The organism is Methylobacterium sp. EM32 (genome assembly GCF_040593685.1).
Classification (GTDB): Bacteria; Pseudomonadota; Alphaproteobacteria; order Rhizobiales; family Beijerinckiaceae; genus Methylobacterium.
The window spans coordinates 38808-60759 of the sequence record NZ_JBEXZS010000019.1 but is presented as its reverse complement, the minus strand read 5'-3'; the positions used below and the strand labels follow the sequence as shown (position 1 = coordinate 60759).

General features: G+C 72.9%; 21 protein-coding genes. 5 read left to right on the top strand and 16 right to left on the bottom strand.

Annotation, left to right across the window (positions count from 1 at the left end):
* The 6 genes from ABZT49_RS03445 to serB all read right to left on the bottom strand — a co-directional run.
* A partial coding sequence (locus tag ABZT49_RS03445) for a 1-deoxy-D-xylulose-5-phosphate synthase N-terminal domain-containing protein (RefSeq protein WP_355283057.1) occupies positions 1-481 on the bottom strand: 481 nt, incomplete at its 3' end.
* 69 nt (positions 482-550) lie between these two features.
* The gene (locus tag ABZT49_RS03440; protein ID WP_048465388.1) at positions 551-841 is read right to left on the bottom strand and encodes an exodeoxyribonuclease VII small subunit; all 291 of its coding nucleotides are present in this window, start codon (positions 839-841) and stop codon (positions 551-553) included.
* Positions 842-981: 140 nt separating this feature from the next.
* A complete protein-coding gene (locus ABZT49_RS03435; protein WP_355283053.1) occupies positions 982-1494 on the bottom strand; it encodes a protein-tyrosine phosphatase family protein in 513 nt (170 codons plus the stop codon).
* A gap of 22 nt (positions 1495-1516) precedes the next feature.
* Positions 1517-2101, bottom strand: coding sequence for an HD family hydrolase (locus tag ABZT49_RS03430; protein WP_355283067.1), 585 nt, complete (start codon positions 2099-2101; stop codon positions 1517-1519).
* A gap of 26 nt (positions 2102-2127) precedes the next feature.
* Entirely contained in the window at positions 2128-2757 is a 630-nt protein-coding gene (locus ABZT49_RS03425) for a DNA-3-methyladenine glycosylase I (RefSeq protein ID WP_355283050.1), read from the bottom strand.
* Positions 2758-2793: 36 nt separating this feature from the next.
* On the bottom strand, positions 2794-3690 hold the full coding sequence (serB, locus tag ABZT49_RS03420) for a phosphoserine phosphatase SerB (RefSeq protein WP_355283048.1): 897 nt from the start codon (positions 3688-3690) through the stop codon (positions 2794-2796).
* A gap of 56 nt (positions 3691-3746) precedes the next feature.
* On the opposite strand from serB, the gene miaA reads away from it, so the two are divergent.
* Complete coding sequence (gene miaA / locus ABZT49_RS03415; RefSeq protein ID WP_355283045.1) at positions 3747-4679, top strand: tRNA (adenosine(37)-N6)-dimethylallyltransferase MiaA; 933 nt, start codon at positions 3747-3749, stop codon at positions 4677-4679.
* Between the two features lie 205 nt (positions 4680-4884).
* On the opposite strand, the gene ABZT49_RS03410 is transcribed toward miaA, so the two are convergent.
* The 5 genes from ABZT49_RS03410 to ABZT49_RS03390 all read right to left on the bottom strand — a co-directional run bounded on the left by ABZT49_RS03410 (position 4885) and on the right by ABZT49_RS03390 (position 13980).
* Complete coding sequence (locus ABZT49_RS03410) at positions 4885-6963, bottom strand: hypothetical protein (RefSeq protein ID WP_355283042.1); 2079 nt, start codon at positions 6961-6963, stop codon at positions 4885-4887.
* A 28-nt stretch (positions 6964-6991) separates the two neighbouring features.
* The gene (locus ABZT49_RS03405) at positions 6992-9814 is read right to left on the bottom strand and encodes a DUF4159 domain-containing protein (RefSeq protein ID WP_355283038.1); all 2823 of its coding nucleotides are present in this window, start codon (positions 9812-9814) and stop codon (positions 6992-6994) included.
* An 11-nt stretch (positions 9815-9825) separates the two neighbouring features.
* Positions 9826-10740, bottom strand: a complete 915-nt coding sequence (locus ABZT49_RS03400) for a DUF58 domain-containing protein (RefSeq protein WP_355283035.1) — start codon at positions 10738-10740, stop codon at positions 9826-9828.
* 4 nt (positions 10741-10744) lie between these two features.
* Positions 10745-11755 carry a MoxR family ATPase gene (locus ABZT49_RS03395; RefSeq protein WP_355283032.1) on the bottom strand — a complete coding sequence of 337 codons (1011 nt, stop codon included), beginning with the start codon at positions 11753-11755 and terminating at the stop codon, positions 10745-10747.
* Between the two features lie 563 nt (positions 11756-12318).
* A complete protein-coding gene (locus ABZT49_RS03390) occupies positions 12319-13980 on the bottom strand; it encodes a tannase/feruloyl esterase family alpha/beta hydrolase (RefSeq protein WP_355283029.1) in 1662 nt (553 codons plus the stop codon).
* A 203-nt stretch (positions 13981-14183) separates the two neighbouring features.
* Here ABZT49_RS03390 and ABZT49_RS03385 point away from each other — a divergent pair, with 203 nt between their 5' ends.
* Together ABZT49_RS03385 and ABZT49_RS03380 are read left to right on the top strand one after the other, a co-directional pair.
* On the top strand, positions 14184-14735 hold the full coding sequence (locus tag ABZT49_RS03385) for a DUF3237 domain-containing protein (RefSeq protein WP_355283026.1): 552 nt from the start codon (positions 14184-14186) through the stop codon (positions 14733-14735).
* 40 nt (positions 14736-14775) lie between these two features.
* A complete protein-coding gene (locus ABZT49_RS03380; RefSeq protein WP_355283023.1) occupies positions 14776-15345 on the top strand; it encodes a Uma2 family endonuclease in 570 nt (189 codons plus the stop codon).
* 265 nt (positions 15346-15610) lie between these two features.
* Here the strand turns inward: ABZT49_RS03380 and ABZT49_RS03375 are convergent, their stop codons facing one another.
* The 5 genes from ABZT49_RS03375 to ABZT49_RS03355 form a co-directional block, all read right to left on the bottom strand.
* Complete coding sequence (locus ABZT49_RS03375) at positions 15611-16537, bottom strand: dihydrodipicolinate synthase family protein (RefSeq protein WP_355283020.1); 927 nt, start codon at positions 16535-16537, stop codon at positions 15611-15613.
* 20 nt (positions 16538-16557) lie between these two features.
* Positions 16558-17310 (bottom strand): FadR/GntR family transcriptional regulator, encoded by a 753-nt coding sequence (locus ABZT49_RS03370; protein WP_355283017.1) that lies wholly within the window; start codon positions 17308-17310, stop codon positions 16558-16560.
* A gap of 95 nt (positions 17311-17405) precedes the next feature.
* Positions 17406-18476 carry an endonuclease/exonuclease/phosphatase family protein gene (locus ABZT49_RS03365; RefSeq protein WP_355283015.1) on the bottom strand — a complete coding sequence of 357 codons (1071 nt, stop codon included), beginning with the start codon at positions 18474-18476 and terminating at the stop codon, positions 17406-17408.
* Between the two features lie 146 nt (positions 18477-18622).
* Positions 18623-19543 carry a site-specific tyrosine recombinase XerD gene (locus ABZT49_RS03360; RefSeq protein ID WP_355283012.1) on the bottom strand — a complete coding sequence of 307 codons (921 nt, stop codon included), beginning with the start codon at positions 19541-19543 and terminating at the stop codon, positions 18623-18625.
* Positions 19540-19686: a hypothetical protein gene (locus ABZT49_RS03355; RefSeq protein WP_048433578.1), complete on the bottom strand. Its 147-nt coding sequence runs from the start codon at positions 19684-19686 to the stop codon at positions 19540-19542. Before ABZT49_RS03355 ends, ABZT49_RS03360 begins: the two co-directional genes overlap by 4 nt.
* 247 nt (positions 19687-19933) lie before the next feature.
* Between ABZT49_RS03355 and ABZT49_RS03350 the strand changes: the two genes are divergently transcribed.
* Positions 19934-20638 (top strand): shikimate kinase, encoded by a 705-nt coding sequence (locus ABZT49_RS03350; RefSeq protein WP_355283009.1) that lies wholly within the window; start codon positions 19934-19936, stop codon positions 20636-20638.
* Between the two features lie 42 nt (positions 20639-20680).
* Positions 20681-21790 (top strand): 3-dehydroquinate synthase, encoded by a 1110-nt coding sequence (gene aroB, locus ABZT49_RS03345; RefSeq protein ID WP_355283006.1) that lies wholly within the window; start codon positions 20681-20683, stop codon positions 21788-21790.
* The last annotated feature ends 162 nt before the right edge of the window (positions 21791-21952 follow it).

Below are 21952 nucleotides of genomic sequence, written 5' to 3'. Positions count from 1 at the left end.
CGTCACCGATGACCGCCACGACGTTGCGGCGCGGCGGCGTCTCGCCGCGGGCTTTCGCGGCGGCGTCCGAGAGGTCGCGGCCGATGGCCATGCCGAGACCGGCGGAGATCGAGGTGGAGGAGTGGGCGGCGCCGAAGGGGTCGTAGGGGCTCTCGGCGCGCTTGGTGAAGCCCGAGAGGCCGCCGCCCTGGCGGAGCGTGCGGATGCGGTCGCGGCGTCCGGTGAGGATCTTGTGGGGATAGGCCTGGTGGCCGACATCCCAGATGATGCGGTCGTCGGGGGTGTTGAAGACGTAGTGGAGGGCGACGGTGAGCTCGACGACGCCCAAGCCGGCGCCGAGATGGCCGCCGGTGACGGAGACGGCGTCGATGGTCTCGGCGCGCAGCTCGGCGGCGAGCTGGGTCAGGTCGCTCTCGGGCAGCTGGCGGAGATCCGCCGGCTCGCGGACGCGGTCGAGGAGGGGGAGATTGAGCGGTGACACCGGAGCCATCCTCACGTCCGGAAGGGGAAAACCCGACGCCGGAACCCGGCGCGCAGGGATTGGGAGCGATCAGGCGACATCGAGCGGCGCCGTCCCGGCGGCGCGTCCGTCCGCCCCGAGGGTGATGCGCTGGATGCGCGCCTCGGCACGCTGCAGCAGCGTCTCGCAGTGACGCTTGAGGGCCTCGCCGCGCTCGTAGATCGCGACGGATTCGTCGAGCGGCACGTTGCCCTGTTCCAGGCGCTGCACGATGCCCTCGAGTTCCTCGAGGGCCTTCTCGAACGGCAGATCCGCGGGTCCGGCCGGGCCGGCGGGTGCGGAAACGGCCGCGCGGCTGGCATCGGACCGGGCTGCGGACATACGCGAAGATGCTCCCATGATGAGCGTTGGGTTATGGCGAGTGAGGTGACGCGAAACAACCCTCCGGCGGTGCCGCGGGGCCAGGATGGGGCTGCGAATGCCCGTTTGCGCGCCAGGGCTGCGTTTCGGCCACAGTGGAATCAGTCGATGGTGACGCTGAAGGGCTCGCCCTCGAAGGCGTCCGCGCCGCGGCCGATCGCCGCGATGGCCGCCACCATGCGCCCCTCCCGGCCGAGCAGCGCGTCCGCCACCGCGACGAGGCGCCGGTTCGGCGTCGCCGAGGGCGAGGCCTCGCGCAACTCGCGGGCGATCCCGGCCTCGTCGCGGTCCGGCCGCAGGGCACAGGTCGCGATGAAGGCCGCGGCCGTCGAGCGGCTGATCCCGGCGTAGCAGTGGATGACCAGGGGCTGCTCCCGCGGCCAGGCACGCACGAAGTCGAGGAGCCGCTGCACGTGCGCTTCATCCGGCAGGACGTGCCCGTCGAGGGCGTCGGTGATGTCGCTGATGCCGACGAACAGGTGGTTGGCTTCCGCGATGGAAGCGGGCCGCGTCACCGGCGTTCCGACATTGATCAGCGTCACCACGTGGCGCGCACCCGTGGCTGCGACGGTCTCGGGCAGGCGGGACAGGGCGCAGACGTGCAGGCTCGGCATGGCGCGGAAAAAGTCCTTCGGCTCACGGTACGGGGACGGCCTGCAAGGCCTCGGCCAGGGCGTGGAAGCGGGCGAGGAAGGCCCCTTGCGCCTCGGCGGTCGGCCAGGGTTCGAGCAGGGAGTCGAGGGGCGCCTCGACGCGGTCGGGCCGGCCGAAGACCTTGACGGCCTCGGCTTGCGAGAAGCCGGCGAGCCGCGTCGCCTCGAGAGTGGCGCTCAGGCGGTCGGCGCGCTTGATCAGGCGCTGCATCGCGGCGGTCGGCGCCGGCGTCAGGCCGAAGCGCAGGCGGATCGCCGCGAGGAGCCGCGTCTCCACCGCCTTGTAGGAATGGCCGATCGCCGCCTTGAACGGCGAGATGATGTCGCCGATCACGTATTCGGGCGCGTCGTGCAGCAGCAGCTCCAGCCGCCCCGCCGCGGTGAGGCCGGGCTCGAAGGCGCCGCCGATCGCCTCGACGAGGAGCGAGTGCTGAGCCACCGAGAAGACGTGCGGGCCGGCGGTCTGGCCGTTCCAGCGCGCCACCCGGGCGAGCCCGTGGGCGATGTCGGCGATCTCAACGTCGAGGGGCGAGGGATCGAGGAGGTCGAGGCGCCGCCCCGAGAGCATCCGCTGCCACGCCCTGGCTTGAGCGCTCACGAGGCGATCCCGGGACCGGCCGGCCCCGGCAGGGCGGCGCAGGCGTCGTGGCGGCAGCAGCCGACGACGTGGTCGTTGATCATGCCGACCGCCTGCATGAAGGCGTAGACGATGGTCGGGCCGCAGAAGCCGAAGCCTTCCGCCTTGAGCGCCTTCGACATCGCCCGCGAGACCGGGCTCTCGGTCGGGATGTCGGCGCGGGTCCGAGGATTCGGCTGGAGCGGGCGCCCGTCCACGAAGTCCCACAGGAAGGCCGAGAAGCCGGGGCCGCGCTCCTGGATCGCGAGGTAGACCCGCGCGCTGCGGATCGTGGCCTCGATCTTGGCGCGGTTGCGGATGATGCCGGTATCCTGCATCAGCGCCTCGACCTCGGCGGGGCCGAACCGCGCGATCGCCTCGGGGTCGAAGCCCGCGAAGGCGCGCCGGAACCCGTCGCGGCGGCGCAGGATGGTGATCCAGGACAGGCCGGCCTGGAACCCGTCGAGGATCAGCTTCTCGTAGAGGGCGCGGTCGTCGTGCTCCGGCACGCCCCACTCGGTGTCGTGATAGGCGACGTAGAGCGGGTCGGTGCCCGGCCACGCGCAGCGCGGGCAGCCGTCGGGATGCAGAATCAGTCCGGTCGACATCCGGTGTCGTGTAGCGGTGCGGGACCGGAACGCAACCTATTCGACGAACTCGGCGGCCGCGAAGCCCTGCAGGTAGAGGAGCGCCGTGAGATCGCCGTGGTCGATGCGGGCATGGGCGGCAGCGGCGACCGCGGGCTTGGCCCGGAACGCCACGCCGAGACCGGCCTCTTCCAGCATCGCCAAGTCGTTGGCGCCGTCGCCGACCGCCAAGGTCTCGGCCGGGTCGAGGCCGAGACGGGTGCGCAGCTCGATCAGGGCCGCACGCTTGGCGTCGCGGCCGACGATCGGCTCGGCGACGGTGCCGGCGAGTTGGTCGCCCTCGGTCTCGAGGCGGTTCGAGCGGTGCTCGTCGAACCCGATTTGCGCCGCCACCGGCCCGGTGAACAGGGTGAAGCCGCCCGAGACCAGGGCCGTGTAGGCGCCGTGGGCCTTGAGGGTGCGCACCAGGGTGCGCCCGCCTGGCGTCAGGGTGATGCGCGAGGCGATCACCTCGTCGATGGCGCCTAGCGGCAGACCTTTGAGCAGGGCGACGCGCTCGCGCAGGGCCGGCTCGAAGGCGATCTCACCCCGCATCGCCCGCTCGGTGATCGCCGCGACATGGGCCTTGAGGCCGACCTGATCGGCGAGCTCGTCGATGCATTCCTGGCCGATCATGGTCGAATCCATGTCGGCGAGGAACAGCCGCTTGCGCCGGTGCGAGCTCATGACCTGCACCGCCACGTCGATCGGCTCGGCCTGGAGCGCCGCGCGCAGGCGCTCGGCCAAAGCCGGCGCCGCGGCGGGAGCGCCCTCGACCAGCACCTCCGCCGCGACCTCGCCGTGCAGGATGCGCGGCTGGTGCTCGGTCGCCAGCACCCGCCGGGCTTCGGCCAGCACCGCGTCGGTGATGGCGGGGCGCTCCGGGTTTGCTATCAGGGTCGCGACCAAGGTCATTGAGAAGCTCGGGTTCGTCGTCGGTGGCGTCCCGGCCGCGCGCGAGAGGGGCAGGCATGGACGGGCGGGTTCGGGCGATCCTCATCGCAGGGCCGACCGCCTCGGGCAAGTCGGCCCTGGCGCTGGCCCTGGCGCGCCGGCACGGCGGCGTGGTGATCAACGCCGATTCGATGCAGGTCTACCGCGACCTCCACCGGCTCACGGCGCGGCCGGCGCCCGACGAGGAAATGCAGGTCCCCCACCGCCTCTACGGGACCGTGGACGGCGCGGTGAATTTCTCCGTCGGCCATTACCTTGCGGAGGCGTGCCGCGTTCTGCACGAGACCTGGTCAACGGGTGGCCTGCCGATCGTCGTCGGCGGAACGGGCCTCTACTTCATGGGCCTGACCGACGGGCTCTCGGAGATCCCGCCGGTGCCGGACGAGGTCCGCGCCATGATCCGGGAGGATGCCGAGGGGCGTGACACGCCCGACATCCACGCCGCCCTCGCCCGCCGCGATCCCGACGGTGCCGCCCGCCTCGATCCCAACGACCGCCTGCGGGTGCTCCGCGCCCTCGAAGTGCTGGCCGCCACCGGCCGGCCGATCGCCGCCTTCCACGCCGCGCGCCGGCCGGGCCCGCTTACCGGCCTCGCCTGCCGCAAGCTGTTTCTGACCCCGGACCGGGAGGTGTTGCGGGCCCGGATCGACGCCCGCTTCCTCGCCATGATTGCGGCGGGCGCCCTCGACGAGGTGCGGGCCCTCGCCGCCCGCGACCTCGACCCGATGCTGCCGGTGATGCGCGCCCACGGCGTGCCGGGGCTGATCGCGTATCTGCGGGGGGCGCTCCCGTATGACGAGGCGGTGGCCCGGGGGCAGGCGGATACGCGGCGCTACGCCAAGCGGCAGGTGACGTGGTTCCGGCACCAGGCGGGGGCGGAGTGGGCATGGCTGACGCCGGAGGCGGCGATGGCGGGGGTCGAGGCCGGGCTGTGGGACGGGGTGGGCTGACCGATAGGCAACCCACGATGTCATCCCGGGGCCGCGCAGCGGAACCCGGGATCCATAACCGCTGACATTAAAAGACGAAGCGAATCGCGCTCAGCCTCCTTTTGCATCGTCAGCGGTTATGGATCCCGGGTTCTCGGCTTCGCCGAGCCCCGGGATGACCCGGAGGGTGGTAGTGCCGTATTCAGGACTACGATTCGGCACGCCCTCACACCCGCCCGCGCCGTCCTTCCACCAGCCACATCGCCAGCACGGCCGCCGCCAGCGCCGCCAGCGCTGCCAGCCCCAAGCCCAGCGGGTAGACCGAGACGCCCCGCACCACCGCGCTGTCGCTCGGACGGAAGCCGATCCAGTCGGAGCCGGAGAGCCGGCCCGAGCGGGCGATCTGGAGCCGTGGAATCGCGATCCCGCCGCCCGCCTCGGCGAGGCGGCGGACGGAGCCGCCGGTGGCCTCGGCGATCGGACGCAGGCGCTCGGTGTCGCTGAACACGTCGACCAGCTCGCGCGGGTTGGCCGGGCCGACGCTGACGAAGGCGATGAGGGTGCCGGCCCGCAGGGTTTGCAGGCCGAGCTCGTCGGCCTCGAAAGTGGCGGCGAACAGGCCCGGCTTGTCGGGATTCAGCGTCAGGGTGCGGGCCTTGCCGCTCGGCGCCGTCACGGTGACGGGCTCGGCGGTGTCGGCCATGGTCTGGCGCTCGACCCGGACCTCGCGGCCGTGGCCGGTGGCCGAGGCCCGCAGAGCTTCCTCCTCCAGGGCCGGCTCCTTCATCAGCCAGTGGCCGAGGCGGCGCAGCAGGTCGAGATGCGGCCCGCCCTCCTGGTAGCCGCGGGCCCAGAGCCAGGCATGGTCGGAGAGGAGGAGCGCGACCCGACCCTTCTCCTCGCGGGACAGGGCGAGGAGCGGGAGCGAATCCGCGCCGGCCATGATCGGGGTGATGCCGGGGCGGACCTCGGCGCCGATGAGCCGCAGCCAGTCGCCCCAGGCCGGGGGCGAGGCGTCCGAGCCCGGCAGGTCGCGGGTGACCGGATGGCGCTGGCCGCTATTCGTCAGCGCCGCCTTGTAGGGCCGCTCGACCACCCGCCCGTTCGGCTCGCCCGGCAGGATCGCGGCGAGGCGCGTGCGGGCGAGGCTGGCGGCGGAGGCGAATTCCGGCCCGGCGGCGATCAAGAGCGCCCCGCCCTCGCGCACGTAGCGCACGATGTTGTCGAAGTAGCTCGACGGCAGCACGCTCTGGTTGGCGTAACGGTCGAAGATGATGAGGTCGAAATCCTTGATTTTCTGCTGAAAGAGCTCGCGGGTCGGGAAGGCGATCAGCGAGAGTTCGGAGATCGGGGTACCGTCCTGCTTCTCCGGCGGGCGCAGGATGGTGAAGTGGACGAGATCGACGTTGGCGTCGGATTTCAGCAGGTTGCGCCAGGTGCGCTCGCCGGCATGCGGCTCGCCGGAGACGAGCAGCACCCGCAGCTTCTCGCGGATGCCCTCGATCGGCAGCACCGCGCGGTTGTTGGCGGTGGTGAGCTCGCCCGGCAGCGCCTCGGCCTCGATCTCGACGACGTTGGGACCCCCGTGCTCGACCCGGAGCGTCAGGTTGAACGGCTGACCGGTGCGCACGGACTGGCGCACCACCTCCTCGCCGTCGCGGCGCACGGTCACGACGGCCGAGCCGGTACCGCCGCGCTCCATCACCTCGGCGCGGATGGTCTGGTCGCGCCCGACGATGCCGAAGCGCGGCGCTTCGATCAGGCGGATCTGCCGGTCGCGCTCGTCGGGCCGGCCGGTGACCAGCACGTGGAGCGGCGCCTTGAAGCTCGCCGAGGCGAGGTTCGCCGGGATGTCGTGGACGACGCCGTCGGTCAGCATCACCACGCCGGCGAGGCGGTCGGGCGGCACGTCGGCCAGCGCCCCGGAGAGCGCCGTGAACAGCCGCGTGCCCTCGTCGCCGCCGGATTCCGGCACGTCGACGAAGCGCGGCTCGATCTGGTTGAGGGGGCCGAGGCGCCGCTCCAGCTCGGCCCGGACCCGGTCGGTCATCGCCGGCCGGTCGCCGAGCCCTTGCGAGCCCGACCGATCGACGACGACCGCGACCACATCCTTGACCGGCTCGCGCTCCTCCTGGACCAGCGAGGGGTTGGCGAGCGCGAGCAGCACCAGGGCGAGGACGAGGACGCGCAGCAGCGCCACCGGCCCGCGGGCGAGGAAGGCGACCACGGCGAGGATCGCGGCGAGTCCGGCCAAGGCCCAGAGGACCGGGACGGGGACGAGCGGGGCGAGGCTCAGGCTCAGCATGAGAGATACCGTTCGGTGACGCTGTGCTTCACTGCCCCAATCTCTCCAGCAGCGCCGGCACGTGGACCTGATCCGCCTTGTAGTTGCCGGTGAGCGCGTACATCACGAGGTTGACGCCGCCGCGGAACGCCATCTCGCGCTGGCGCGGGTCGCCGCCGACGAGGGGATAGAGCGCCTCGCCGCGCCGGCCGACCGCCCAGGCCGAGGCGAGGTCGTTGCCCGTGATGACGATCGGCGAGACGCCGTCGCCAGCCCGGGCCGGGCGGCGCTCGCCCCCCTCGCCGGCCGGCGGCAGCGCCTCGACCCAGGTCTGGCCGGTGGCATAACGGCCGGGGAAGCCGTCGACGAGGTAGAACGCCTTGGTCAGCACGTGGTCGCGGGGCACCGGCTCGAGTTCCGGCACTTCCAGGGTCGCCAGCATGCGCTGGAGATAGAGGGCTTCGGGCGTTGGCGGACCGCCGGGGCGGGCCGTCATCGCGTCGCGGGTGTCGAAGATTACCGTGCCGCCGTTCTTCATGAAGGCGTCGATCCGCCGGATCGCCGCCTCGCCCGGCATCGGCCGGCTCGGCACGATCGGCCAGTAGATCAACGGGTAGAAGGCGAGCTCGTCCCGCGCCGGGTCGATGCCGGCGGGCTCGCCAGGTTCGAGCGCGGTGCGGCTCGCCAGCATCGTGGTCAGGCCGGCGAGGCCCGCCCGGCTGGTCTCGTCGACGGTCGCGTCCCCGGTGACCACGTAGGCGATGCGGGTGACGAGGGCCGATTCGATGCCGTTCGGCCGGTTGGCGGCAGGCTCGGCGGCCCGCGCCGTCTCCGGCGCGGCGCCCAGAACCAGGAGGCCGAGGATCAGGGCCGCCGCGGCCGGCCGGCGGCGCAGGCGCGCCGCCATCAGCCCGAGGAAGCCGCCGAGCCACAGGCTCGCCAGGGTGTCGAGGGCGAGGAGCAGCAGGGCTGTGAGAAAGAACGGCCCGCGCAGGTCGCGGGTGCGCGCCTCCTCCAGACCGCCGAATCGGGCGCCGGCGAGCGCCTTGAGGTCGAGGGGCTTCAGCCGGTCCTCCACGGTGAGCGCGTTGACCGCGAGGCCGCCATCGGCCGGGCCGTAATAGCCCGGCGGATGCTCCGGCGTCGCCCGCTCGGTCCAGGTCGCCGGCACGGCGCGCGCGGTGGCCGGGGGGCCTTTCAGCGCGCCGAACCCGTCGAGGGTCAGGCGCGGGGCCAGCACCGGCGGGGGCGCACCCGGCGCGGCGCCGGTCGTCGGCGGCGTGGTGCCGGCGAGCGCCACGACCCGGCGCAGCATGGTGACGAAGAGCCCGGAGAGGGGCAGGTTTGACCAGGTGGTGTCGGCAGTGACGTGGACCAGGACCACCATGCCCTCCCCCCGCTTGGCGGCGGTGACGATCGAGGTGCCGTCCTGCAGGGCGGCCCAGGTGCGCCGGGCGAGTTCGCCGTCCGGCTCGGCGAGGATCTGGCGCCGCACGCCGATATCGGCCGGCGGCGTCAGGCCCGCGAAGGGGCTCTCGGGTACGAAGGGCGCGAGCGTCCGCGGGCTGTCCCAGGACAGGGTGCCGCCCAGCGTCCGCCCGCCGCGGCGCAGGCGCACCGGCACGAGGTCGTCGCTGCCGGCGGCGAGCCGGGGACCGGCGAAGCGCAGGAGCAGCCCACCCTTGTCGACGAAGGCGGAGACCCGCTCCAGGGTGGCGGGATCGAGGGCGCCGACATCGGCGAGCACCAGGACCGACACTTGCGAATCGAGCATCTGGCCGATCGACTCGGCGACGCCGCGCCCCGCCCGCGGCTCCTGCACGTCGGCGAAGGGCGTCAGCGCCCGCGACAGGTAGTAGGTCGGCGAGAGCAGCGGCTGGGCCTGGTCGCTGGTGCCGCCGAAGACGAGGCCGACCCGGCGGCGCCGGCCGCGCTCGTCGGCCAGCACCACCGCGCCGGCCGAGTGCTCGCCGCCGATCTCGAACCGCGCGATGGTGTTGCGCAATTCCACCGGCAGGTCGAAGCGGACCTCCGTCGCGGTCGCCTCGCCCGAAAACGAAAAGTTCGTCTCGGCCAGCGGCAGGCCCTTGGAGTCGAGGGCGCGCACGGTGCCGGAATCGCGGCCGTTGGCGGCAGCCCGCACCACGCTCACCCCAAGCTGGCCGCCGGAGGAATCGGGGCCGGCGAGCGCGAGCGCCGGCGGGCGCTCGGCCTTGAGCACGGTGACATCGGCGCGGCCGCGGGCGGCGGCCTGGGCGAGACCCGCCGGGAAGCCGTCGCCATCGGGGCCCGCGACGCCGTCATGGATCCAGACCACGGCCGAGCCCGGCGCTCGCTCCAGGAAGGCGGAGAGCGTCGCGAGGTGGGCCGAACGGTCGGCGAGGTGCGGCAGCGGCGCGATGGCGCGCAGGCGCTTCAGGGCCGGGCCGGGGCCGGTGGCCTCGAGCGCCACCGGCGCCGAGGCGGTGGGAAGCAGCGCGACGGGGCGGCCGGCTCGGGCCGCCGCCTCGACCTCGGCGGTGGCGACGCGGACCCGGTCGCGCCAATCCTGCGCGGCGGTGAAGCCGTTGTCGAGAACCAGGACGAGGGGATTGCGCCCGTCGCCGGCACCCTGCTGCGTCGGGTTCCAGACCGGGCCCGACACCGCCAGGATCAGGCAGGCGGCGGCGAGGAGCCGGAGCGCCAGCAGCCAGGGCGGGGTGCGGGCCGGGGTCTCGCGCTCCGGCAGCAGGTCGGCGAGGATGCGCAGGGGCGGAAAATCGATGCGGCGCGGCCGCGGCGGTGTCACCCGCAGCAGGTACCACAGGGCCGGCAGGGCGATCAGCGCCGCGAGGGCGGCGGGGGCGGCGAAGCTGAGGGGCAGTCCGAACATCAGGTGCGTCCTCAGCCCGCGCCGCGGGCGGCGGCGACCAGGGTGACGAGGCGGAGCGCGGCCTCGCTCGCTGGCCGGTCGGTGCGGTGCAGCGTGAGCGTCCACCCTTGCGCCCGGACGATCTCCGCCAACGCGTCGCGATGGGCGCGGATCCGCCGACGATAGGCCTCGCCCCAGGCCGCCGCATCACCGACCCGGAGCGACAAACCGGCTTCGAGGTCGTGCAACTCGGCCTGGCCGGAGAACGGAAACGTCTCCTCGACCGGATCGACGATCATCACCAGGTGGCCGCGGCTTCCGGCGGCGGCGATGGCCGCGACCGAGGCCCGCACGTGGTCGGGGGGCGAGAGGAAGTCGCCGATCAGCACTGCTTCGTCGAAGCGACCGACGGGTGCGCGCGGCGGCAGGTCCTCGTCGAGGCCGGAGGTGTCGGCCGACAGCGTCTCCGCCAGCCGCTCGACGATGGTTCGGGCGGCCTGGGGCCGCGACAGGCCGAGCAGCCCGACCCGCTCGCCGGCCTCCACGAAGGTGTCGCCGAGCGCCAGCGCCAGGACGAGGGCCCGCTCGATCTTCGGCGCCTGGGCGAGGACGGAGCCGAAGCCCATCGAGGCCGAGCGGTCGACCCACAGCCAGACGGTGTGGGCGGCCTCCCACTCACGCTCGCGGACGTAGAGCCGGTCGTCCCTGCCTGAGCGGCGCCAGTCGATCCGGGTCGCCGCCTCGCCGGCGACGAAGGGGCGGAACTGCCAGAAGCTCTCGCCCGGGCCGGCGCGGCGGCGGCCGTGCAGGCCGTGCGCCAGGGTCGCGGCGACCCGGCGGGCCTCCAGGATCAGGCGCGGCATCCGCTCGGCGAGCGAGAGGGCGCTCTCGGTCTCGCGCCGGCCGGGGGCGCGGGCAGCGGCGTCGAGGACGCGCGTCGTGGCCACCGGGTCAGAGCCGCCCGACGAGGCGGCCGATCAGGCCGGGGATGGTCTCACCGTCGGCCCGCGCAGCGAAGGTCAGCGCCATGCGGTGCTTGAGCACCGGCTCGGCGAGCGCCGCGACATCGTCGACGGAGGGCGCGACCCGGCCCTCGATCAGCGCGCGGGCGCGCACCGCCAGCATCAGGGCCTGGCTGGCGCGGGGGCCGGGCCCCCAGAGCAGCTTGTCGGCAATGGCCGCATCGCCCCCGGCCGGGCGCGCGGCGCGCACCAGGTCGAGGATCGCCTCCACCACCGCCTCGCCTACGGGTAAGCGCCGCACCAAGCGCTGGGCCGAGAGCAGGGCGTCCGTGTCCATCACCGCCTGCGGCCGATGCTCCTCGGCGCCGGTGGTCTCAAGCAGGATCCGCCGCTCGGCGGCGCGGTCGGGGTAGCCGACATCGATCTCGAGCAGGAAGCGGTCGAGCTGGGCCTCGGGCAGCGGATAGGTGCCCTCCTGCTCGATCGGGTTCTGGGTCGCCAGCACGTGGAACGGCCGCGGCAGGTCGTGGCGCTCGCCGGCGACCGAGACGAAGCGCTCCTGCATCGCCTGGAGCAAGGCCGACTGGGTGCGGGGGCTCGCCCGGTTGATCTCGTCGGCCATCAGCAGCTGGGTGAAGATCGGACCGCGCACGAAGCGGAACGAACGGTGCCGGTCCTGGTCCTCGTCGAGGATCTCGGTGCCGAGGATGTCGGAGGGCATCAGGTCGGGGGTGAACTGCACCCGGCGCGCGTCGAGCCCGAGCACGGTGCCGAGCGTCTCGACGAGCTTGGTCTTGGCCAATCCCGGCAGGCCGACCAGCAGCCCATGCCCACCCGCCAGCACGGTGACCAGCGCGAGGTCGACCACCGTCTCCTGCCCGAAGATGACCCCGTGGATCGCCTCCCGGGCGCGCCCGACGCTGGCGAGGCAGGCCTCCGCGGCGGCGACGATGCCGTCATCCATCGGGGTCGCGGCGGCCGGCGCGCTGGCTTCCATCATGCGGGGTCCTCGTCATCATCCGGGGCGCCGCTGGCGCCGGTCGGGGGATCCGCGAGTGTGGATCCCTTCCGCACCGCAAGGCAAGGTTGGCGCGACGACGCAGGGCGGTAGGGCGAGGGCTCAGTTCGCTCGGCGTGCGGGCTCTCGCTCCACCGTCCTCGTGTACTGCGCTGATCGGTGAAAGAACAGGCGCGGGTGTTCCCCTCTCCCCGCGGGCGGGGAGAGGGCCGTGTCTCCGTTCAGGAGACACGGCAAGCGGAGGCGAAAGCCGGAGCGAGGGTGAGGGGGTATTCCCGGATGAGGCTCCTCCGGCACCACCCCCTCACCCTCGGCTGCGCCTCGCTGCGTCCCTTGAACGGGGACACAGCCCTCTCCCCGCAACGAAGTCGGGTCTGCCCGACTTCGCTCTTGTTTGCAGATCCCGGGCAGGCCCGGGATCTGTCGGGGAGAGGAGGAACCCCCGCGCTACTCCTTTTCCCCGAACAGCCCTGCGCCCGCGGGGAGAGGAGATACCGGCGCGTCCGGATACCCCTCCTCGCGCAGGATTGATCGACCGCCTCGCCTCACGGCGCCTGGCAGGCGAAACTCTCCGCCCGCTCCGCCTCGCCGCCCTGGTAGCGCGCCTCTTGCGGGTACGGGCAGAGCGGCCGGGTCCGGCCCGGGAAGGCGGTGCCGCGGGCGAGCAGCCGGTCGGGTGCCTCGCCGCGCTCGACCCAGGCTTCGATGGCGGTGAGCGGGTCGAAATCGTCGAGGGCAGGCCCGCCGCCGCAATGCGTCATGCCCGGTACCAGGAACAGGCGCGCGGTCTCCGAGAACGCCGCCCCGCCGTTGCTGCGGGCCAATTCCTGCCAATGCGCGACGAGGTCGCGGGCGGAGAAGACCGGGTCGGCGACGCCCTGGTAGACGAGGAGGCGTCCGCCGCGGGCGGTGAAGGTCGACAGGAAGGTGCCGGTCGGGTCGTTGAGGGCGGCGGTCTCGGCGGTACGCGGCGGGTCGCGGTCGAAGTCGAAGCGGAGCGCATCGAAGCCGGGATCCGGCGGGGTCAGGAAGTAATTGGCGATCGCCGCCGGACCCAAGGTCGCGTTGCGGGCGTTCGGCGTCGCGGTCTTCGAGGTGCCGAGCTTCCAGGCGCGCCAGCCGGGCGCCGCGAGGCCCGGATCCCAGGGCCAGGACGCGTAGACCGGCTGCCCCTTGCCGTCTTCGGCGCCGCGGAAGGCGCGCCGCAGGGCCTCGACCTGGCGCTCGCCGAGACAGGTCGCGTTCTTGTCGCCGGGGCAGGCGAGGCTCGCGGGATCGAAGCGGCAGGAGGACACCGCCTCGACCGCGCCGTCGGCGAGCCCGTCGGCGGCGTCGCAGGCCTTGAGGACGGATTGCGCCACGAGGGCGAGATCCGCCTCGCTGAAGGCCTCGGCGAGGATCGGTCGGCCCTCCTGATCCTTCGGCGCGGCGGCGAGGAAGGCCTGCATGTCCCAGATCTGGCCGAGCGCCGCCCGGGTCAGCCGGAAGGCCGGGGCGCCGGCGACGATTCCGTCGAAGGCGGTGGGGAATCGGGTCGCCGCCATCAGGGCGGAGCGGCCGCCGTTGGAGCAGCCCATGAAGTAGGCGTGCGCCGGAGGCCGGCCGTAGCGGGACGCGATCAGCGCCCGCGCCTCCCGGGCGACCTCGCCGACCGCCCGGTACGCGAAGTCGATCCGCGCCTGCTGGTCGAGGCCGAAGGAGGCGTCGGCGTTGTCGCGGCCGCGATGGCCCGAATCGGTCGAGGCGACGGCGTAACCGCGCAGGAGCCCTGGCGCCGCCGTCGCGCCCGAGACCGGGATCGCGCCGAGCGCCTCGCCGATCACCCCGTCGAGCCCGCCGCCACCCTGGAACAGGAAGCGACCGTTCCACGCATCGGGCAGGCGGAGCTGGAAGCCGATGCCGTAGGCGACGCCCCCTGCCCCAGTCCGCGGGTCGATCGTACCCTCGACGAGGCAGTGGGCCGGTAGCGCCGCCTTCGCCCGGGCCGCGCCGGTGAGCGCGGCGCGGCCCGGATTGTCGGCCGGCAGCGTGCCGGCGGGCAGTGCTTCCGCCCGGGTGATGCGCAGGTCGGGCCGGGCGAGTTGCGCGAGGTCGCCGCAGGCGAGCGGCCCGGCGAGGGCCGGCCACGTGAGGCAAGGGATGGTGAGAGAGGTGACGATGAGGAGTGTCAGGGCGAGCCCCGACCTCCGCGTGATGCCGCGCCGCATGATGGCCGCCCTCTCCCAGAGATCGTCCGGGCATCGCGCCCGCCCGGCTGTCATGGCGGGCCCACTCGGCCCCGACGGGCCCGGGCCGTCAAGCGAGAGGAGCGGAATTCATCGTGCGGAACGCTGCGGCAGCGCGTCCCTGCTCTGTCGCGGCGCACGGACCCGGCGCATGATCGCGGGACAACGACAAGGGAGGATTCGCCATGCCTCATCGCGACGCCCCGCATCCCGACCGCCGCACGCTGCTGCTGGCCGGCGCCGGCCTCGCCCTCGCGGGGAACGCCGCCGCCGAGGGAGTGCCCGGCGGCCTCACCGACCTGCCGCTGGTGCCGCCGCGAACCGAGTTCGTCTACGAGGCCGTGGTCGAGATCGCCCCGCTGGTGCCCCTCGGCGATTCCCCGCTCGGCGAGCGCCGCATCGTGCCGATCACCGGAGGCCGCTTCCAGGGGCCGCGGATCCGCGGCACGGTCCTGCCCGGCGGGGCCGACCGGCAGCTCGTGCGCAAGGACGGCGTCCGGCAGCTCGACGCCCTCTACGAGATGAAGGCGGAGGACGGGGCGATCCTCACCGTGCGCAACCAGGTGCTGATTGATCCCGGCCGCGACGGCGCGCCGGATTACAGGTTCTCGACCATCGCGGTGACGGCACCCGAGGGGCCGCATGCCTGGCTCAACCGGCTGGTGCTGGTCGGCACCCTGCACAGCCTGCGACCGGCGCAAGCCGCGGTGCTGGTGCGGGCGTTCCGGTTGGCCTGACCTATGGTAGCATGGTGGTGGACAATCGGGAGCACCCGCCATGCGCGCCGCCGAGACGCGTGATCCGCCGATGAGCCTCGACGGCTTCCTGGCTTTCCTGGAGGACCGCCCGAAGGGAGAGCGCTGGGAACTGGACGACGGGGTGCCGCTGATGGGCCCGCAGCCGACACGGCGTCACGACTGGATCCAGGTGAACATCCTGGAGGGGCTGCGGCAGCACCGGCGCCGGCATGCCAGCCCCTGGCGTCCCTCCGGCCCGAGCCAGGTCCCGGTGCCGGGTGCGGCCCGTACCGTGGCGCCCGACGTCCTCGTGGCGGTCGACGATGGCCGCGACGACCTGTGCATCACGCCGGCGCCGCTCGTGGTGTTCGAGGTTCTGTCTCCCAGCGATCGGCCGCGGCGCCGGGCGTCGAAGCTCGCGGCCTACGCCGCCGTCCCGTCGATCCAGAGCGTCGTGCTCGTGCGGCAGGACCGGCGATCGGTGACGTTGCATCGGCGGAGCACCGATGGCGGCTTTTCCGTCATGACGTGCACCGAGACGGTCGACATGCCGGAGATCGGCGTCACGTTGAGTTTCGAGACGATCTACGACGACACGCCGCTCGCCTGACATGACGGGTTGAGATCATGTTTGATTGGCCTCCACAGACCTATCACCCTCCGTGTCATTCCGGGGCCGCGCAGCGGAGCCCGGAATCCAGAACCGCGGATGGTCCAGGATTTAGCGGAAGCCGTCCTGTCTTCTTCTGAAATACCTGCGATTCTGGATTCCGGGCTCCGCTGCGCGGCCCCGGAATGACACGGAGGGTGTGAGGACCGTCGAGGATCCTCAGACAGTCCTTGAATTCAGCCCTGCCCCCGATGGGGCGGCACCCTCACCGCCCCCAGCGCAACACCGCCGCGTCCAGGCTCCGGGCGATCTCGATCAGCCCGGCTCGGGTCGCCGGATGCGGCAGCTCCAGGGGCGCCCGCACCGCGTCGGAGCGGATGATGCCGCCTTCCTTCATCAGGATCTTGGCGGCGGCGAGCCCGGTCTGGCGGTTCTCGTAGTTGATGAGCGGCAGCCAGCGGCCATAGGCCTGCACCGCCTCGTCGCGCCGGCCGGCGAGGTAGGGGTCGATGATCTGGCGGATGCCGTCGGGATAGCCGCCGCCGGTCATGGCACCGGTGGCGCCGGCATCGAGGTCGGCGAGCAGGGTGATCGCCTCCTCGCCGTCCCACGGGCCCTCGATCGCGGCGCCGCCGAGCTCGAGCAGCGTGCGCAGCTTCGCCGCGGCCTGCGCGGTCTCGATCTTGAAGTAGGAGACATTCTCGACCTCGCGGGCGAGCCGCGCCAGGAAGGCGGCCGAGAGGGTGGTGCCGGAGACCGGCGCGTCCTGGATCATGATCGGGATCGAGATCGCGTCCGAGACCTGGCTGAAGAACCGCGCGATGCCGGCCTCGGTCACCCGGATCGTCGCCCCGTGATAGGGCGGCATGATCATCACCATGGCGGCGCCCATGTCCTGCGCCCGCCGCGAGCGCTCGGCGCAGATATGGGTGGCGAAGTGCGTCGTCGTCACGATCACCGGCACGCGGCCCGCCACGTGCTCCAGCACCGCCTTCATCACCTCGTCGCGCTCGGCGTCGGTGAGCACGAACTGCTCGGAGAAGTTGGCGAGGATGCACAGGCCGTGCGAGCCGGCCTCGATCATGAAGTCGATCGCCCGGCGCTGGCCGTCGAGGTCGAGGGTGCCGTCCGCGTGGAAGATCGTCGGCGCGACGGGGAAGACGCCGCGATAGGGGCGTGAGGTATTCGTCATGGCGTTGCCTCCTTGGCTGTTCAGGCCGCGGCGCCGTGGCGGCGCAGGCCGTTGTGGATGACCTGGCGCACGGCCTCGGCGGCGCCGGCCGGGTCGCGGACGGCGATGGCGGCGACGATGGTCGCGTGGGCGGCGAGCACCGTCTCGCGCTCCGCCGCCTCGACCGGGGCGCTGAGCTGGAACGAGGCGCGCAACGCCACCTCGATCACCCCGCCGATCGAGCGCATGAACGGGTTGCCGGAGGCCACCGCCACCGCGACGTGCAGCGCGAGGTCGCCTTCGGCGAAACCGATGGAATCGGACGGCGCGGCCCGCATCCGGGCGAGGCCGGCCTCCAGGGCGGCGAGATCGGCTTGGGTCCGGCGCTCGGCGGCGAGCGCCGCCGCCGCCGGCTCGACCGCGAGGCGGATCTCCGCCAGGTCGCGCAGGAAGCGCCTGTCGATGCCGGCCTCCAGGTGCCAGGCCAGCACGTCGGCGTCGAACATGTTCCAGGCCGCGCGATCGCGCACCAAAGTGCCGACCCGGGCCTTCGTGGTGAGCAGCCCCTTGGCCACCAGCGTCTTGACGCTCTCGCGCAGGACCGGCCGCGACACCCTGAACGCGGCGAGCAATTCGCCGTCCCCCGGCAGCTTGGCGCCGGCCGGGTAGCGCCCGGCGATGATCGCGGTGCCGAGGCTGCGCGCCACCTCGGCGTGGTTGGAGCGCGACCGCCCCGCCGGGATCACCACCAGGCCCGATGATGCAGTGTGAGGCGTGGCGAAGGGGGCGCGCATCCGCGGGGGAAACCGGCTCGTGAGGCGCGACGGGGCGCCGACCGGATCCTTACAGCACGGCGGCGCCCGGCTGAATAGTCATACTGTTTGACTTTTCACGAGTTCGCTTCCTCCCGCGCCTCGGCCACCGCCTCGGCGCCCTCCCGGTGGTCCTCCGCATCGGCGGCCGGGGGCTCCTGCACGGCCTCGGCCCGCGGGTCGCGGCACAGGGCGATCAGGATGGGAAAGTGGTCGGAGCCGATATGCGACAGCCGCTCCAGCCGGGCGAGGAGGAAGTGCTCGCTGAAGAAGACGTGGTCGAGGGGCCAGCGCAGAATCGGCCAGCCGGCATGGAAAGTCGGGTAGGCGCCGCGTCCGACCCGCGGGTCGATGAGGCCGCCGATCGCCTGGAACAGGGCCGTGGTGCGCGACCAGGCGACGTCGTTGAGGTCGCCCGCCACCACCGTGGGACCGCCCTCGCGCGCGACCTCGCGCGCGACCAGCACCAGTTCCCCGTCCCGAGTCGCGCTGCTGTTGCCCGGATGCGGCGGGCGCGGATGCACGCCGTGGAAGGTGAAGCGGTCGCCCGACGGCAGCGTGACGCCGGCGCGCACGGAGGGCACGTCGTCCTCGATCAGGAAGCGCACCCGCACGTCGTCGAGGGGCAGGCGGGAAAAGAGCAGGAGCCCGTAGGTGTTGTCCTGCGGCTGATCCACCCCGTGGGGGTAGCGCGCCCTGAGCGGCGCGAGCGCGTCGCGCCAGCCCGCATCGGTCTCGAGCGCCAGGATCAGGTCGGGGTCGTGCCGCGCCACCGCGGCGAGCAGGCGGTCGTAGGCCCGGTTCGATTGCAGCACGTTGACGATCAGGATCGACAGGCACCGCGCCGGATCCGCGTCCGCCGGAGCGGCTTTCGCCGTCGGCGTCGCCAGGCGGGTGAAGGGCAGGATGTGGCGCAGCTGCAGGCCCAGCGCGCCCAGGAGCCCGGCCCCGAGGACGAGGGAGGCCGGATCGTGCCCGGCGACCACCAGCAGGACGAGGACCGGCGGGATCGCGGCGGCGATCTGGAAGCGCGGGAAATCGAAGGTGCGCACCACCCCGGCCCGGCTGCGCCAGAACGGCAGCAGGGTCGCCGCGATGAGGATCAGCGCCAGGACCTGGGCGACGATGGACAGGGTCGAGACCGGCACGTGCGCTTCCCCCCGCGGCTGTCACGCCGCCTCGAGGGACGAGATAGGTCGCACCGGTCGCCGCGTCACCCGCCAGCGTAGCCGGGTCAGGCCTCGGCCAGGGCCAGGCCTCGGCCAAGACAAGTCAGGCCTCGGCCAGGGGCAGGTCAGGCCTCGGCCAGGGGATGGAGGTCGCGCACCATCTGCTTCAGGCGCTCGTCGAGGACGTGGGTGTAGATCTGCGTCGTCGAGATGTCGGCGTGGCCGAGCAATTCCTGCACCACCCGCAGGTCGGCGCCGTTCTGCAGCAGGTGGCTGGCGAAGGCGTGGCGCAGGACGTGCGGGCTGATCCGGTCGGTGCGGATGCCGGCGGCGGCGGCCACCGCCTTGAGGTCGCGGGCGAAGGCTTGCCGGGTCAGGTGGCCGCTCTCGCTGTCGGCGGGAAACAGCCACGGCCCGGGCGCCGTCAGGGTGGCGAGATGGGCCGCCATGGCGCTGCGCGCGATGTCCGTCAGGGGCACCAGGCGCTCGCGCCCGCCCTTGCCGCGCACCACCAGGAAGCGCTCCTTGGTCGCGCCGGCGGCCCGGGGCAGGGCGACCAGCTCCGAGACGCGCAGGCCCGTGGCGTAGAGAAGCTCGATGAGGCAGTGCATCCGCCCGGCGCGCGCCGCCTCGGCCGGGTTCGGCGCCTTGGCGGCGGCGTCCTTGGCGACGGCGAGCAGCCGGTCGACCTCGGCCACCGACAGGACCTTCGGCAGGCCGCGGCCGCGCTTCGGCCCGGAGACCGGCGTGGTGGGATCGCCCTCGACCAGGCCTTCCGCGTAGAGGAAGCGGTGGAAACCGCGCACGCAGGAGAGCCGGCGCGCCGCCGAGGTGCTCTTGAGACCGCGCGCCTCCAGTTCGGCGAGATAGGCCCGGATGCCGGCGGGCTCGACGGCGCCGGGATGGAGCCGCTTCCCGGCGAGGTGGGCGAGGTAGTCGTCGAGGTCGCGCCGGTAGGCCGCCAGCGTGTTGGCGGCGGCCCCCCGCTCGGCCGCCAGCATGTCGAGATAGGCGTGCATCAGGCCCTGCGGGGCCAACTCGCTCATTTCGGCTGCAGCTTCGCGTTCGGGATGGTGACGGAGATCTCGCGCGGGGTCGGCTCGACGAAGGTGGCGAGGGCGAACATCGCCGCGAAGGCAAGCCCGGCCAGGATCGCCACCACGGCCAGGAAACGGAAGAGGGTCGGCACGTCGGCGAGGCCCCGGACTACGCGTGACAACGAGCGGCGCGGGACGGGGTCGTCCCGGGCCACCTTGGCCGTCGGTTCGACCACGCAGCGCCCCGTGAGGCAAGGCTCACCGGCGCCCTGCCCTGCCGAAAGCCGGCGGCTGTTGCGCAGGTGCCCAAGACCACCTGGGGGTGCCGCCGCGGAACCGCGGCTTTTCCCCGATATCCGCCGTTTCGCCCTGCGCGAAAAACAGGCTAAAGAACGCCGCATGAACCAGCGTCCCCCTCATGAACAGTCGATCGAGTCGCGCGTGCGCCGGGGTCTCGGCCTGCGCTCGATCGTGCTGGTCGGGCTCATGGGCGCGGGCAAGAGCACCGTCGGCAAGCGCCTGGCGGGGCGCCTCGGCCTGATCTTCAAGGACGCCGACCACGAGATCGAGGCGGCGGCCGGCCTGACCATCCCGGACATCTTCGCCATCTACGGCGAGCCGAGCTTTCGCGATGGCGAGGAGCGGGTGATCGCCCGCCTCCTGCGCGAGGGTCCGATGGTGCTCGCCACCGGCGGCGGCGCCTTCATGCGCCAGGAGACGCGCCAGCGCATCGGCGAGGCCGGGGTCTCGGTCTGGCTCAAGGCCGATCTCGAGGTGCTGATGCGCCGGGTGCGCAAGCGCCCCGGCCGGCCGCTGCTCCAGAACGAGGACCCCGAGGGCACGATGCGCCGGCTGATGGACCTGCGCCATCCCATCTATGGCGGGGCCGACGTGGTGGTGGTCTCCCGCGACGTCTCGCACGACCGGGTGGTGCAGGACGTGCTGGAGGCGCTGGACACCTACATGGCCGGCGATCTGGCGGGGGACCTGCCGGCGGGACGCCTCCCGGAGGATCCGGGGACCGATCCGACGGATGACGGCGGAGAAAGCGGCCCCGAGCCCGGCACGCCCGCCTTCGTCGGCCACGGCCTCGCCGCGCAGTAACGGGCCGGATCGAGCAGATCCTGGGCGACTTCGAGGACGACAGTGCAGACGCAGACCGTTCACGTGCCCCTCGACGGGGGCCGGGCTTACGACATCCTGATCGGCCGTGGGCTCCTCGCCGGGATCGGCCCCCGCGTCGCCGCGCTCAAGGCGAAGGCCGTCGCGGTGGTGAGCGACGAGACCGTGGCGGCGGAATACGGCGACGCGGTCACCGCCTCGCTGGAAGAGGCCGGTCTGCGCACCGCCCTGATCACCGTGACGCCGGGCGAGAGCTCGAAGAGCTATGCCGGTTTTGCCCAGGTCTGCGACGGACTGATCGCTCACCGGATCGAGCGCGGCGACCTCGTGCTGGCGCTCGGCGGCGGCGTCGTCGGGGACCTGGCGGGCTTCGCCGCCGCGTCGCTGCGCCGGGGCGTGCGCTTCGTCCAGGCGCCGACCACGCTGCTCGCCCAGGTCGATTCCTCGGTCGGCGGCAAGACCGGCATCAATTCGCCCTACGGCAAGAACCTCGTCGGCGCCTTCCACCAGCCGAGCCTCGTCGTCGCCGACACGGCCTCCCTCGACACCCTGTCCCTGCGCGAGATGCGCGCCGGCTACGCCGAGGTGGCGAAGTACGGGCTGATCGACGATCCCGCTTTCTTCGCCTGGTGCGAGGCGAACCTGGCCGAGATCTTCTCCGGCGGCCCCGCGCGCGAGGACGCGGTGGCATCCTGCTGCCGGGCCAAGGCCGGCGTCGTGGTGCGCGACGAGCGCGAGGACGGCGAGCGGGCCCTGCTCAATCTCGGCCACACCTTCGCGCATGCCCTGGAGCGCCTGACCGGCTACGAGTCCGCCCGACTCGTCCACGGCGAGGCGGTGGCGATCGGCCTGTGCCTCGCCTTCCGTTTCTCGGCCCGGTTGGGCCTGTGCTCGGGCCAGGATGCGGGGCGCGTCGCCAACCATCTGGCGCTCGCCGGCCTGCCGACCACCCTGGCGCAGGTGCCGGGCGGCTGCGGCGACGCCGACCAGCTCCTCGACGCCATGCGCCAGGACAAGAAGGTCCGCGACGGGGCGCTCACCTTCATCCTGGCCCGCGGGATCGGGAGAAGCTTCATCGCGCCGGGGATCGAGGCGGGGGCGGTGCGCGAATTCTTGGTGACGGAGCTGGGGTGAGGGACCGTCCGACGCGCAACTACCGCGCCGGCACCACTCTCGGTCCGAACCTGTCGGATTGGCCTCGACAGTCTGGACACCCGCCTTCGTCATCCCGGGGCCGCGAAAGCGGAACCCGGGATCCATAACCGCCGACGCTTCAGGATGAAGCGGAACGCGTCC